Source organism: uncultured Spongiibacter sp., from assembly GCF_964011655.1.
In the GTDB taxonomy this organism is placed as follows: Bacteria; Pseudomonadota; Gammaproteobacteria; order Pseudomonadales; family Spongiibacteraceae; genus Spongiibacter; species Spongiibacter marinus.
Genome location: NZ_CAXGPO010000008.1, coordinates 35395 through 49071, shown reverse-complemented (window position 1 = coordinate 49071; position 13677 = coordinate 35395). Strand labels below are relative to the sequence as shown.

General features: G+C 54.2%; 14 protein-coding genes. 2 read left to right on the top strand and 12 right to left on the bottom strand.

Annotation, left to right across the window (positions count from 1 at the left end; translation table 11 throughout):
* The first annotated feature begins 124 nt into the window (after positions 1 to 124).
* Positions 125 to 2812: an ATP-binding protein gene (locus ABNS66_RS05965; RefSeq protein WP_286836988.1), complete on the top strand. Its 2688-nt coding sequence runs from the start codon at positions 125 to 127 to the stop codon at positions 2810 to 2812.
* 13 nt (positions 2813 to 2825) lie between these two features.
* Here the strand turns inward: ABNS66_RS05965 and recO are convergent, their stop codons facing one another.
* The 10 genes from recO to rpoE all read right to left on the bottom strand — a co-directional run bounded on the left by recO (position 2826) and on the right by rpoE (position 11029).
* On the bottom strand, positions 2826 to 3533 hold the full coding sequence (recO, locus tag ABNS66_RS05960; RefSeq protein ID WP_286836986.1) for a DNA repair protein RecO: 708 nt from the start codon (positions 3531 to 3533) through the stop codon (positions 2826 to 2828).
* Positions 3534 to 3536: 3 nt separating this feature from the next.
* On the bottom strand, positions 3537 to 4448 hold the full coding sequence (gene era, locus ABNS66_RS05955; RefSeq protein ID WP_204995584.1) for a GTPase Era: 912 nt from the start codon (positions 4446 to 4448) through the stop codon (positions 3537 to 3539).
* Entirely contained in the window at positions 4445 to 5113 is a 669-nt protein-coding gene (gene rnc, locus ABNS66_RS05950; RefSeq protein ID WP_286836984.1) for a ribonuclease III, read from the bottom strand. Before rnc ends, era begins: the two co-directional genes overlap by 4 nt.
* 5 nt (positions 5114 to 5118) lie before the next feature.
* The gene (locus tag ABNS66_RS05945) at positions 5119 to 5484 is read right to left on the bottom strand and encodes a DUF4845 domain-containing protein (RefSeq protein WP_204995586.1); all 366 of its coding nucleotides are present in this window, start codon (positions 5482 to 5484) and stop codon (positions 5119 to 5121) included.
* 19 nt (positions 5485 to 5503) lie between these two features.
* Positions 5504 to 6559: a signal peptidase I gene (lepB, locus tag ABNS66_RS05940; protein WP_204995587.1), complete on the bottom strand. Its 1056-nt coding sequence runs from the start codon at positions 6557 to 6559 to the stop codon at positions 5504 to 5506.
* A gap of 15 nt (positions 6560 to 6574) precedes the next feature.
* The gene (lepA, locus tag ABNS66_RS05935) at positions 6575 to 8374 is read right to left on the bottom strand and encodes a translation elongation factor 4 (protein WP_204995588.1); all 1800 of its coding nucleotides are present in this window, start codon (positions 8372 to 8374) and stop codon (positions 6575 to 6577) included.
* 110 nt (positions 8375 to 8484) lie between these two features.
* Positions 8485 to 8964 (bottom strand): SoxR reducing system RseC family protein, encoded by a 480-nt coding sequence (locus ABNS66_RS05930; protein WP_286836983.1) that lies wholly within the window; start codon positions 8962 to 8964, stop codon positions 8485 to 8487.
* Positions 8964 to 9857, bottom strand: a complete 894-nt coding sequence (locus ABNS66_RS05925) for a MucB/RseB C-terminal domain-containing protein (protein ID WP_286836981.1) — start codon at positions 9855 to 9857, stop codon at positions 8964 to 8966. Before ABNS66_RS05925 ends, ABNS66_RS05930 begins: the two co-directional genes overlap by 1 nt.
* Positions 9858 to 10436, bottom strand: coding sequence for a sigma-E factor negative regulatory protein (locus ABNS66_RS05920; RefSeq protein WP_286694021.1), 579 nt, complete (start codon positions 10434 to 10436; stop codon positions 9858 to 9860). It lies immediately after the preceding gene.
* A 2-nt stretch (positions 10437 to 10438) separates the two neighbouring features.
* Positions 10439 to 11029 (bottom strand): RNA polymerase sigma factor RpoE, encoded by a 591-nt coding sequence (gene rpoE / locus ABNS66_RS05915; protein ID WP_036255439.1) that lies wholly within the window; start codon positions 11027 to 11029, stop codon positions 10439 to 10441.
* A 199-nt stretch (positions 11030 to 11228) separates the two neighbouring features.
* Between rpoE and nadB the strand changes: the two genes are divergently transcribed.
* On the top strand, positions 11229 to 12824 hold the full coding sequence (gene nadB, locus ABNS66_RS05910) for an L-aspartate oxidase (protein WP_286836980.1): 1596 nt from the start codon (positions 11229 to 11231) through the stop codon (positions 12822 to 12824).
* 35 nt (positions 12825 to 12859) lie between these two features.
* On the opposite strand, the gene ABNS66_RS05905 is transcribed toward nadB, so the two are convergent.
* Both ABNS66_RS05905 and ABNS66_RS05900 read right to left on the bottom strand, forming a co-directional pair.
* Positions 12860 to 13318 (bottom strand): protein YgfX, encoded by a 459-nt coding sequence (locus tag ABNS66_RS05905; protein WP_286836978.1) that lies wholly within the window; start codon positions 13316 to 13318, stop codon positions 12860 to 12862.
* Positions 13281 to 13541 (bottom strand): succinate dehydrogenase assembly factor 2, encoded by a 261-nt coding sequence (locus tag ABNS66_RS05900; RefSeq protein ID WP_027872700.1) that lies wholly within the window; start codon positions 13539 to 13541, stop codon positions 13281 to 13283. The genes ABNS66_RS05905 and ABNS66_RS05900 overlap by 38 nt, the downstream gene beginning before the upstream one ends.
* Positions 13542 to 13677 lie beyond the last annotated feature (136 nt).

Genomic DNA, 13677 nt, shown 5'->3' with positions numbered 1-13677 from the left:
CGCAGCAGGGGAAATCGTTGCCCCAGCTGCTATAGGCTTCAGTGATAAAGCGGCCACAGGATGGCAACCGCGTAAACTTTTGGCAGTGATAATACCACTGCCCTAGTCATAGGCTCCAGTTCACATGCGCAGGCGATACGGATTTAAACGGCTTATCTTGATCATGGGGCTACTGCCCGTACTTCTCATTTCGGTGGGTTTCAGTGCCTACCTGACTCAACAGCAACTGGCAGACAGCAGAGAGCTGCTTACTCAGCGTGCCAAATCCGCCGCCCAGCAGCTGAGTGTTGTCTCTAGCCATATGATGCAGGACCACCACGAAGATACGCTGGCCTATATTCTACATACGGCGCTTGAGGAGCCCGGTGTACGCGCGGTGAGTATCTACAATAGCGACCTCGAACTCATCTCGCACGCAGGCCCCGGAACGCCACCGCCCAATGTCGAGGGATTGAGCCGGTTTATGCCCTTTAAGGTCATGGATCAAGCCGATGATCTCCAAATTACGTGGGCGATTCATGCACCGCTATCTGCAGAGGGCCATCAGACCGATGCAGATGGCCACCTCGGCTGGGTGCAAATGAGCTATGGCTGGCACCAATACGAGCTAATGAAGTACCAGAGCTACCTCGCCGCGGCGATTTTTCTGGGCCTCAGCGTCCTCGTTTGTATCTTGTTTTTTAGTTATATCAATCACAACATCGGCCGCGACTTACAAATTCTGCGGATGGCAACTCACCGCCTCACCAGCGGCCAGAGAGACTTGCACATTCATGTTCCCGGTGGCGACGAATTCAGTGAGCTAGCCGAGGATCTCAATGAACTGAACGCGGCGCAGGTAAGGGAGCTAAAGGAGCTGCAACTCAACCTCGAACAATCCAACAGCGACTTACGTGAAACCTTAGAAACGCTTGAAATACAGAATATCGAGCTTGACCTAGCGAGGCGCGAAGCCGTCACTGCAAGCCGAGTTAAATCGGAATTTCTCGCCAACACCAGCCATGAAATTCGCACACCTCTGAACAGTATTCTGGGTTTCAGTAATATTCTTCTCAAGGCGGATATTCGCGGGCGACAGCGCGAAGCGGTAGAGACCATCCGCAACAGCGCCGTTAACCTGCTCACCATCATCAACGATATTCTCGACTTCTCCAAGCTTGAGGCTGGGAAGCTGGTGTTCGATAAAGCCCCAGTGCAACTCCGCGAACTTGCTGAAGATACCTTGATCATGCTCGCTCCCGGCGCAGCGGAGAAGCGTCTCGACCTTGCACTGTTTGTCGAGAAAGACACCCCTGAGGCAATCCTCAGCGACTCCCTCCGACTCCGGCAAATGCTGACGAACTTAGTTAGCAATGCGATTAAATTCACCCCAACCGGAACCGTTCGCGTCGATATCTCCTGTAGCGAGCGGGACGACGATTACGCAACACTGACCTTCAAGGTCACTGACAGCGGCATTGGTATGAGCGCAGAGCAGCGCAAGCATATCTTCCGAGACTTTGGCCAAGGCGATGCATCTGTCACTCGTCAATATGGCGGCACCGGGCTGGGACTGGTCATTGTTCAAGGCCTGGTTAAGGAGATGGGCGGCGAAATCGGCGTAGAAAGCGAGCTCGGACACGGCTCTACCTTTTGGTTTAGTCTGCGCTTGGCAATTGATCACAATGCGATGCAAATGCGTGACTTCCAATCCCTACAGGGTAGTACTGTTGCCTTGTATGACAGCAGCCCGCTATACGGCCTCGCCATTTGCGACCTGCTCGAAGGCTGGGGCATGAACGTGCAGCTCTGCCAGGGAATTGATGATATTAATACCCAGGCAGACCACTGCATTCTGAGCTTGGATGCAGAGGAGAGCTGCCAACCGCTACCCACTATTCATCGCGACGGCGCCTGCGTGGTTTTGAGCTACCACAGCGAGGAACACCCACAAGACAATAATGTCTGGCTCAGCAAGCCGGTTTCTCATGTTCGTCTTTTTGACGCGCTGAATACGGGCCTGAGCGATGATAACCAACTCAACAACCGACATTTTCGCAATAGCCAAGTGCTCATCGTTGATGACAACCCGTCTAACCTGCTCATACTCTCCACCTTTCTGGAAGATGCCGGCATCAGCCCCGTCAGCGCTCAAAATGGCGTGGAAGCAGTCAGCCATTGCCAAGAGCAGTGTTTCGACTTGATATTTATCGACATCCAGATGCCACAGCTGGACGGCATTGCCGCAAGCCGCCAGATACGCCAGCGCGGAAAGAACCAACACACCCCAATTGTGGCGCTATCGGCCTACCTCGCACCGGAAAACCCCTCACAGCTGCGCGATGCCGGCATCGATAAATACCTGAGCAAACCGGTAAATGAGCAGCAGCTCACCAATATTTTGCAACACTACCTGGCCCCTTCCTGTGAACTGCCGCCAAACGACGCACACGCACCTGAGGCAGACGCCGACGCCGAGGAGCAACCCAGGCCCGTGGACCTTAAACAGTGCTTATTACTCTCCAAACAGCGCCCTACGCTGGCAAAAAACATGCTCTCAATGCTGCTCGATGAACTGCCAGGTTTGCGTAGTCAGCTCACACAGGCCTTCGATAGCAAGGAGTGGGATACGCTGACCGAACTCAATCACGGTTTGAAAGGGAATTGTTGCTACACCGGCGTCCCACTTCTCAAGCAAGCCGTCTGTGAATTAGAGGCCAATTTATCTGCCCAGAAGCCACCTCAGCAACCGCTCTTCACCGCAGTGATTACGCGAATAGACGAATTGCTGGCATGGCGCGAAGAACACGAGCTGGATGCCCTATTCGACTAACAGCGCCGGCGATTTAGTCTGAGTACTGCCGGAGAAACAGTTTTCGACTGTTCAGTGGCCGGTCCCCCAAAAGGGGCGCAAGGATAAGCCGGTTGAGGCGCTTCGCTACTTTAAGCGTGTCGGCGTCCCACTCGGCACGTGCTAACTGCTGCAATAGATGGCCGGAAAACGCTTTCTGGTGAGCGTCCATCGACGCCGATACCTGGCAAAAGCCGTGCTCCGGGTCATAGATAAAATAGGCCTCGGGGGCGCTTTCAATGGGCGAGAAGTCGACACCGTAGCCCAGCTCGGTAAGTAAAGTTAGCTCAAAGCTGCGCAGTATGGGTTCAACACGGCTCCCTGAGGACAGCTCCAGCAAAGAGCGGCCGTACAACTTGAAAACTTCCGCCTGGGGGTCAAAGGGTTGCAGCAATCTTCCCAATAACTCGTTGATGTAGAAAGCGCAGTACAGCGCGTTGCCGCGCAGTGGAAACGTGCTGTTCAGCTGCGCATCAACTAAGGTCTTTAACTCACTGCGCCCCTGCCAGGAGACCTGAATGAGATTGCCAGGCTGCAAGGCCGCGCGCCATTGCTGGCGGCTCTTGCTCGACGATTTAAGTCCCTTGGCTACGACGCTTAGATAGCCATAGTCGCGGCTGAATAGATCGATGATCGCACTGCTATCACGATAGGCGCGAAGATGTAACACGTATGCGGGCTGACCCTCTATACGCGCACTCATGGTCTACTCGAAATCGTTATAACCGAGGCTTCGCAGGGCGCGCTCATCGTCGGACCAGCCAGATTTCACTTTCACCCATAAGCGCAACATGACCTTGCTGTCGAACGCGCGCTCCATATCCTTGCGCGCCTCTGTACCAATCTGCCTGAGGCGACTCCCCTTCTCACCGATCAGTATTTTCTTTTGCCCTTGGCGCTCTACCAGTATCAGTGCGCTGATCTCTATCAGGCGCGGCGATACCTTGAATTCCTCAATTTCGACCGTCATCGCATAGGGCACTTCCTCCCCCAGCTGACGCATAATCTTTTCGCGAACAAGCTCCGCCGCAAGAAAACGCTCACTGCGATCGGTTACCTGATCCTCAGGGAATAGGTGTATCCCCTCTGGAAGGTAGCGTTCAATAACGGCTTCAAGATCATCGCGGTTGTGGCCGCGCAATGCCGAGACAGGCACAATTTCAGTGAAACTGTGCTTTTCAGCAAGCTGTTCCAGCAGTGGCAGCAATTCCGATTTGTCGTTAAGCCGATCGATCTTGTTTACCACCAGCAACACCGGGCAGTCGACCTGCTTCACCTTCTCCAAAACAAGGTCGTCTTCATCGGTCCAGCGATCGCGATCTACCAGAAAAAGCACCAGATCAACATCTTTCAGAGCCGAGCTGGCAGCCCGATTCATGTAGCGGTTAATCGCCTTTTCGTCGCGCAAATGCAGCCCGGGGGTGTCGACATAGATCGCCTGCGTATCACCCTCAGTTTTAATCCCCAGCAGCTGGTGGCGCGTCGTTTGGGGCTTTCTTGATGTGATACTCAGTTTTTGACCGAGTATATGGTTAAGTAGCGTGGATTTACCCACATTCGGGCGGCCAACAATTGCCACATAACCACAGCGTGTGCCGCTCTCATTCTGGTGTTTCATGTTTGCTTCTCCAGCTGCGCCAGCACTTGCTCTGCTGCAGCTTGCTCTGCCTTGCGTCGACTACTTGCCGTTGCCACAACTTCCCCGTTCAGCAGCGTTACCTTACATGCGACAGTAAAGGCCTGCTGATGAGACTTGCCCTCTGTCGAGCAGAGGCGATATTGCGGCAAGGGCTGCTTTTTCGCCTGCAAATATTCTTGTAGCCGCGTTTTAGCGTCTTTGTGACTCGCGGTGGGATCAATACTCTCCAGTCGGCCGGCAAACCAACGATGAACACAGGCCTGACACGACGCCATGCCCCCATCGAGATAGATCGCACCGAGAATGGCCTCAACAGCATCCGCAAGGATGGAGCTGCGCCGCTTACCGCCGCTGTTGCGCTCGCCGCTTCCCAACAGAAGGTGCTCTCCGAGATTCAGTTCAGCAGCGACAGCCGCCAGGGCCTTTCCACTCACTAACGAGGCGCGAATTCTACTCAACTCGCCCTCATCCAAATTTGGAAAACGACGGTACAAAAAATCACTAACGATCATATTCAGCAACGAATCACCAAGAAACTCCAGTCGCTCGTTGTGATCAGCGCTGAGGCTTCGGTGAGTCAGCGCCTGCGTTAACAAGGCGTCGTCATTAAAAGCGTATCCCAGCACATCGGAAAGTGTCGGCATACCAGTTAGCGTTCAACCTGAAAAAGCGCGTCTTCAAACTTAACGACAGCGTCAATATTGATGAATAGCGGCACGCGCTTCTCGTAGGTGGCATCAATCAGCACACCCTCGTCGTTATTTTTGATCTTAATATCGCGCAAAGATATCGATTCGATCCGGTTTGTAATAAACCTGCGCGACAGTTTTTGACGAATCTGTGCAGGCGTCACTTCGGCACCTTTACTCTCTTCGGCCACGTCACTGATAACACGACTGAGCGACCAGTAATCAACGTATAAGGGGGCGAGACGAATTGCCATCGTTCCCAAAACCATGGCAACACCGACAATGATGACAAAGGATAGTAGGCCAATGCCCTGCTGATTTTTCATTATTATCTCCTGTGCACCGTTAACGTATTTGGCCAACGCGATCGAAGCTGGGTAGCTGAGAGAAGGATTGCCAGTGCATCCAGATTGCAAACGCCTGACCGACGATATTCTTCTCAGGAACCTGCCCCCAAACTCGGCTATCACTGCTGTTGTCGCGATTATCACCCATCATAAAGTAATGACCGGGTTTTACCGTTGTTTCAAAATCACCGCGATAAATGCGTTTATCGTGATGAATCAGGTGCTCTACACTACCGAGCTGCTCGCGAACCACCTGGGTAACAGGCTGCAAGGGCGGAACTTCAGCCACCAGGGTATGGGGCACTAACTCGTCATTCACATAGAGCTTTTTATTAACATAACGCAGTTTATCGCCAGGCAAACCCACGACGCGCTTGATAAAGTAGCGGCTATCACCAGGAGGGAAGAAAACCATAACATCGCCGCGCTCGGGCTCGCCCACTTCTAAAATTTTTGTGCCGACAACCGGCAGGCGCAACCCATAGTTAAACTTATTGACCAGGATGTAATCGCCAACTTCGAGACTGGGAACCATCGACGCGGAGGGAATTTGAAACGGCTCAACGACAAACGAGCGCAATACCAATACCACGAGCAGCACGGGGAAAAATGACCGCGCATTCTCGGCGATCGGCAACATCCCGCCAAATTCCCGCTTTAGGTTCTCCTGCTCCTGCTTAACAAAGTAGGTAATGTATACGGCGATTTTGCCGGCGTTAACATAGGCCTGACGGCCCTTTTCAAAAACAAAGCGATCAAGGCCAGCAATCACCCCTGCCAGCGCGGTGAGCACCACCAGGGCCAGTGCAAAATCGCCATCTTTAATCAGCACAACACTGGCAACCCAGAGCAGCCACAATGCCGATACCAACCGATAGCTCCATTCGACCCAAGCGGGCACAACCTGACGGCGCAGCGCCACCGCATCGCTAGCGGTTTTTTTCTCGGCACACCACTGCAATGCGGTTTGCATCTGCCGACGCCCTTTGATTTCCTGAAGTAGCCACACACACAGCGACGTCGCCGCGACGAACAGTAAGATCAAATTAACCATGTGGCCATATACCCCTTATCCATCTACCTTTAAGACGGCAAGAAATGCCGACTGCGGAATCTCTACATTCCCGACTTGCTTCATCCGCTTTTTCCCTGCTTTTTGCTTCTCAAGCAGTTTACGCTTTCGCGATACGTCGCCACCATAACACTTGGCAGTTACGTTCTTACGCAGCGCCTTTACCGTCTGACGCGCTATAACATGCCCACCAATTGCCGCCTGAATTGCCACGTCAAACATCTGTCGTGGAATAAGCTCTTTCATCTTTTCAACTAACAGCCGCCCGCGGGACTGCGCAAAATCGCGATGGACAATCATCGCCAGCGCATCAACACGGTCACCATTTATCAGCACATCGAGCTTGACTAGGTTCGCCGCTTCGAAGCGTTCAAAACTGTAGTCAAGCGAGGCAAAGCCACGGCTCACCGACTTCAACCGGTCGAAGAAGTCCAGCACCACTTCGCTCATTGGGATGTCCCATGTCAGCGATACTTGCTGCCCCAAAAACTGCATATCAATCTGAACGCCGCGCTTCTCCGAGCACAGGCTCATCACATTGCCGAGGTGTTCCTGCGGAACCAGGATATTTACCCTGGCGATCGGTTCGCGGGTTTCCTCAACTTCGCCGGGGTCGGGCATTGCGGAAGGGTTATCAACCATAACCTCTTCGCCGTTTTTCTTGAGCACTTGATAGATTACGGTGGGCGCCGTCGTTATCAGATCAATATCGTATTCACGCTCCAGACGCTCTTGAATGATCTCCATATGCAGCGTGCCGAGGAAGCCGCAGCGAAAGCCAAAACCCAGGGCATCTGATGTTTCAGGCTCGTAAAACAAAGAAGCATCATTCAATGTCAGCTTCCCTAAGGCCTCCCGAAAGTCTTCGTAGTCTTCGGTAGATACCGTGAACATCCCGGCATAGACCTGCGGCTTTACTTTCTGAAAACCGGGCAGCGCGTCCACATCAGGTGTGCTGGCGTGCGTGAAGGTATCCCCCACTGGCGCGCCGTGAATATCTTTAATGCCGGCGATAAGGAAGCCAACTTCTCCGGCTTTGAGCACACCGGTATTGGTTTGCTTGGGCGTGAATATCCCTACGACATCCACGGAATGCGTTTTACCCAGCGACTTACTGATGACCTTATCGCCTTTACGCAGGGTGCCGTTCTTCACTCGCACCAAGGAGACAACCCCTTGGTAGTTGTCGAACCAGGAATCGATGATCAGGGCTTGCAAGGGGGCATCAGGGTCCCCCTCGGGCGCGGGAATGGCGGCAACTAAGTGCTCTAAAGCGTCCTCTATGCCCATTCCGGATTTCGCACTGACCGGCACTGCCTCGCTGGCATCCACGCCGATAATTTCTTCGATTTCCTGTTTTACCCGGTCAGGGTCGGCCTGCGGAAGATCCATTTTGTTCAAAATCGGCAGTACTTCGAGCCCCTGCTCTATCGCGGTATAGCAATTTGCCACCGACTGCGCCTCAACACCCTGCGCGGCGTCCACCACCAAGAGCGCGCCTTCACATGCCGCTAACGAGCGCGATACCTCGTAGGAAAAGTCAACATGTCCGGGGGTGTCGATAAAATTGAGCTGATAAGTATTACCATCCTTCGCGGTGTAATCGAGCGTCACGCTCTGCGCTTTGATAGTAATACCCCGCTCGCGCTCAATATCCATTGAGTCGAGCACTTGCTCGGCCATTTCACGGTCGGCAAGGCCACCACAATACTGGATAAAACGATCCGCCAGGGTCGATTTTCCGTGGTCAATATGGGCAATAATAGAAAAGTTACGAATTAGGTCGAGACTAGGCACGTTTGGCAGAACCCCGGGACAAAGCCATTGAGGAAAATAAAGGCGCGATTGTATCGCAAAGCCCGCTACCTAAGCTATGTGTATTGTCACAGGAGGCGGCTAAATGCCTATTAATGCTCGAAAAACTGCAGTGGCTCGGCGGACGCCCGGCCATGATGCCCGACTAAACGGGGCTGAAAACGCTCACTGTTTCGGCTCAATAGTGCGTGGGCCCGTACACCGCCCAGCCCCAGCAAAAATCCCACCAGTGCCGACACTGCAGCAACGCTCTCACTACCTGACAAACTATTCCCAGCAAGCATACCGAGGATCATACTCAGCAAAGGCAGCAGGTAGACAATAAACGCACCACCCACTAACGCTGCTTCGGGAATGGCGATATCCACATCGCTACCCACGGGGTAGTCACTCGCGGGGAGTCCATTTAGCGCGATACGCAACTGATTGCGGCGACCATCGTGCAAACTGTTCATCAGCCCCTGCCCGCAGCCTTTCTTCGCAGAGCAGCTGGCGCAGCTACTTTGGGACACGGTCTCTACCCACAGAGCCGACGTCTCCACAGCCACAACACGCCCGCGCTCACAAATCATTATTCAGGCCACTCCACACCGAGCGCTACCTGTCTCGCGGTCAGCATTGGAATCTCACCCACCACTGACACGCGTACGCCACGCGATTTGTGGGTAGTGCTGTAACTTACTGACGCGCCTCGCCGCATATGGCTATCACTCTGCGACGCGGCACCCTCGGTGGACTCAACAAAAACCGTGAATACCGCCAAACCGTCTGTGTAACTGATGCTCGGCGCTTGATCACGAACAGCCAAGGGCGTAAAGCCATCAGGCAACCAGGATACGCGCCAGTTAACCTCCGGGACGCTGCCTTGCTCGCCAACGGGGGGGTGTGCGATGAGCTGTGACTCATCGCGCTCAAGCGCTGCCTCATCAAAACTGAGATCAAGCACAACATACTCAAAGCGCTCAAGCACCTTGCCGCGCTTATTAACGATTTCAGAGCGCAACAACAACCCCGTTTCTTTATCCAGAGCGAGCCGGTATCCAAGGCGGTATACGTCTTTAGGCTGGATCGACAACCCTATTGCCGCGCGACCAGCAACGCTGCCCGATTCTCGGAGGGACAAATGGTAAAGCTTCTGCAATTGCTTCGCTTCTGGCGAGTCACCGGCAAGAAGATGCAATAATTCAGGGCCGGGGTGCACACAGCTAATATCGTGCCCCTGACGAATCACCTCATGCTCGCCGTGACTTAGCGCTTCGAGTGACTCGTACTCGCGACCATCTTTGACAACATGACTGACCTTAAAACTGCTAAGTCGGTCGTCGACTTGGTAAGTCACTACACCCTGATAGTTGAGGGTCCGATGGCTGTCGGTCATTCGCTTCAGCCACGTTTCCGGACCATTCGCCCAGCTGGCTTGACTAAACGCCAGCGCAGCGACCGCCAATATCACACGACAACGCACTTATTCTGACTCCTGAGACACCACCCGCGCATACGAAACGAAGCCTTGGCCATTATTCAGCGACGCCCGCTCGGTATGCTTGCGAAGCAATACGTCGAAACGCTTGTCGGCTTCGCTCTTCACTGCTGGGCTCATACTGGGCGTGCCCCCTGCTATGGCACTTACAGGAACACCGCCATTGGCAGGTGACATTTGAGCGGGGTAAACACGGCCGCTGCTCACCGACGTCTCCGACGCCGCCAGCATTGAGGTGCCACCGCCGAGCATACGTTCACTGCCGGCGAACACGACGACTGCCGCAACACTGGCAGCGACGGCCATGCCGGTTAGCGCTTGACGCCAGGACGAGCCGCGTTTCACCGCACTTGGCTCATCGTCAATCGCGGCCATCACTCGGCCCGAAATATCGAACCCGGCAAACGGCAGCTCGCCGTCATGCATCACCTGTTGATTGCGGTGGAGCGACGCCCACTCCGCGCGCAAGGCCGCATCTTCTGAGCGCAGAACTCGGCGCAACTCAAGCTCACTGGCTTCACCATCCATCATTGCCGACAGAGATTCTCTGATGCCATCTTTCATATTTACACCTCTTCGCCACTCACTTGGGCTCTTACTCGACTATCCACCGCCTCGCGAGCCCTGAAAATTCGCGACCGCACTGTTCCAACAGGGCAATCCATCACCGCTGCAATATCTTCATAACTGAGACCATCAAATTCACGCAGAGTTAGCGCTGCGCGCAAATCTTCAGGCAAAGTTTTGATCGCGTCCTGAACCACATTTTTTAGCTCTTCGCCATACAAGCGGTTCTCTGGCGTCTCGACTTCTTTTAAAGCAGACGGCCCCTCAAAATATTCGGCATCAGCCACATCCACGTCACTGCCCGGCGGGCGACGGTTGCGAGCGACCAGATAGTTTTTCGCCGTGTTGATCGCAATGCGATACAACCAAGTATAAAAGGCACTGTCCCCACGGAACTTGGGCAAAGCCCGATAGGCTTTAACAAAGGCTTCCTGGGCAACATCCTGCACTTCGTCACTATCTTTGATATAGCGGGATATCAGACCAAATATTTTGTGTTGATACTTAAGTACCAGCAGATCAAAGGCACGCTTATCCCCCTGCTGGACTCGCTCAACGAGCTGCTGGTCTGCCTGTTTAGCTTGGCTCATGTACATTCACCAATGGTCGATCAGCAGCGCTTGCCAAATAGACCAGCGAATTTTGAAGAAGTTCTAACATTACTGTCCTTAAACTACCGCGTGAGAACACCACGCGTGTTGGTCTGCGGCGCAGCTACCAGTATACTTTGCGCCTCTTAAACTCCGACGGCATAGTATCGCCGGACCGCCTCGGGAGCAAACATCCGCAATGAGCCATTTCCATGCCCACGATGTGCTAGTTATCGGCAGCGGCGCTGCTGGCCTATCACTGGCGCTACAGCTTGCCAGCCACGCCAAAGTCGCCGTGCTTTGCAAGAGCGAGCTCAACGAGGGCGCAACCTATTGGGCTCAAGGCGGTATTGCCGCTGTCCTCCATAAAAATGACAGTATCGATGCCCATGTCAGCGACACCCTGAACGCCGGCGCACAACTTTGCCACGAAGACGCCGTACGCTTCACCGTTGAGCATAGCAGCGCCAGTATCGACTGGCTGCTCGCTCAAGGTGTCCAATTCAGCCGTTTCGACAACGACAGCAACGAACTACACCTCACCCGGGAGGGCGGCCATAGCCAGCGCAGAATTATTCACGCGGCTGACGCCACGGGCCGCGCGGTGTCGACAACGCTGAGCACCAAAGCCAAAGAGCACCACAATATCGAGATATTTAACCGTCACGTCGCAATAGACCTCGTCGTCCGCGACGGACGCTGTCATGGCGCCTACGTGCTTAACAGAGACAGCGGCCATGTGGAATTGTTCCACGCCCGCGCCAGCGTTTTGGCAACCGGGGGCGCAAACAAGGCCTACCTTTATACCAGCAACCCTGACGGCGCTACCGGCGACGGTATTGCGATGGCGTGGCGTGCGGGCTGTCGGGTCGCGAATATGGAATTCAATCAATTCCACCCCACGTGCCTGTATCACCCCAAGGCGAAGTCCTTCCTTATCACCGAAGCCATACGAGGGGAAGGTGGGAAATTGCTCAACGCCAAAGGCGAGCGCTTTATGCAGCGCTATGATGAGCGCGGAGAACTCGCCCCTCGCGATGTTGTTGCGCGCGCCATCGACCATGAAATGAAGCGGCTCGGCAGCGACTGCGTCTACCTAGACATTAGCCATAAAAGCTCAGAGTTCCTGCTTGAGCACTTTCCCACTATTAAAGCGCGCTGCCTTGAGCTTGGTATCGACATCAGCCGCGAAGCGATCCCGGTCGTTCCCGCCGCTCACTATACCTGCGGTGGCGTGATGGTCGACCAACGCGGCCGCAGCGATGTTGAGGGACTGTACGCCATCGGTGAAACCGCCTTTACCGGACTGCACGGCGCAAATCGCCTGGCGAGTAACTCACTGCTCGAATGCCTTGTTTATGGCGGCGCGGCCGCAGCAGATATCAACAGCCGCCTCGACGACCTCAGCGCACCGCTTATTGCGCCACCCTGGGATGAGTCAATGGTGACTGACTCTGATGAAGATGTGATCATTTCGCACAACTGGGACGAATTACGGCGCTTTATGTGGGACTACGTCGGCATTGTACGCACCGATAAGCGCCTCCAGCGGGCACTGAACCGCGCCGCCCTATTACAGCAGGAAATTGCTGAATATTATTCCAATTATAAAGTCAGTAATGATTTATTAGAGCTGCGCAATCTTGCCATGGTCGCTGAACTGATTATTCGCAGCGCCATGCAACGGAAAGAGAGCCGAGGCCTCCACTACACGCTGGACTACCCCGCCACGCTGCCCACGGCGCAAGACACTGTATTGGTACCTGACAATTACAGTCATCAGAGCACAAGCTAAAATTCAGCGCTTGGGTAATGACAGACAGTGATACGTTACCAACGGCCATGTAGCAAAGCACGCCGTAAGGCGCGAAAGTCTTCCCGACTTAGTTGATCCGCTAGTATCGGTAGCGACCAACACCGACCATCGACGCAAAGCTGTAATACCAGTAAATGACGGGAAAAGTACTGGCAGCTGAGATCCAGGCCCACGAGTTTGCCCTCAATGTCTGCTCGCCAACCGCCGCCATCTGCGTGCAACACCAAACCGTTGCCGAAAATAACTGACCGCGTTTTTCGCCAAATCCGCCATACGTAGGCCAGCACGATACATTGAAGAAGCAACACGGCGCTCGCTGCCACGAAGGCGCCCCCCGCCCAACGCTCAACCGACGGAGCGATGGTGGGTGTCAGCGCTAGCGCCAACGCGGCGAGCAGGCAAAATACGCAAAAGCCGATACGCGAAGCGCGCAGCTCAAGCCTTAGCGGCGCGGGAGAATGCGTTGATATCATTCACAATACTGGCCAACTCAGGGTCTTCCGGGCTGGTGGTTCCCAGAAACCACTGGAATAACTCAGTATCCTCACTCTCAAGCAGGCGAATGAAACGCTGCTGATCGCGCTCGTCGAGGGACCGGAAGCGCTGCTCAAAAAAAGGCACCATAACTAGGTCTAATTCGAGCATGCCACGCCGGCAGGCCCAGTAAATTCGCTTGATCTCGTTTTCCGAAAGCATTATTTTCCACTGCATAAAGGGAGAGCCACCAACATTGGCGACATTTACTTGTATAGTATACCGTGATCCTGAGCCAGTATTGCAGTCAAAGCTCCCCCGCCACTGGTAATTCACGCCGCGAAGCGGTTAGCGTCTA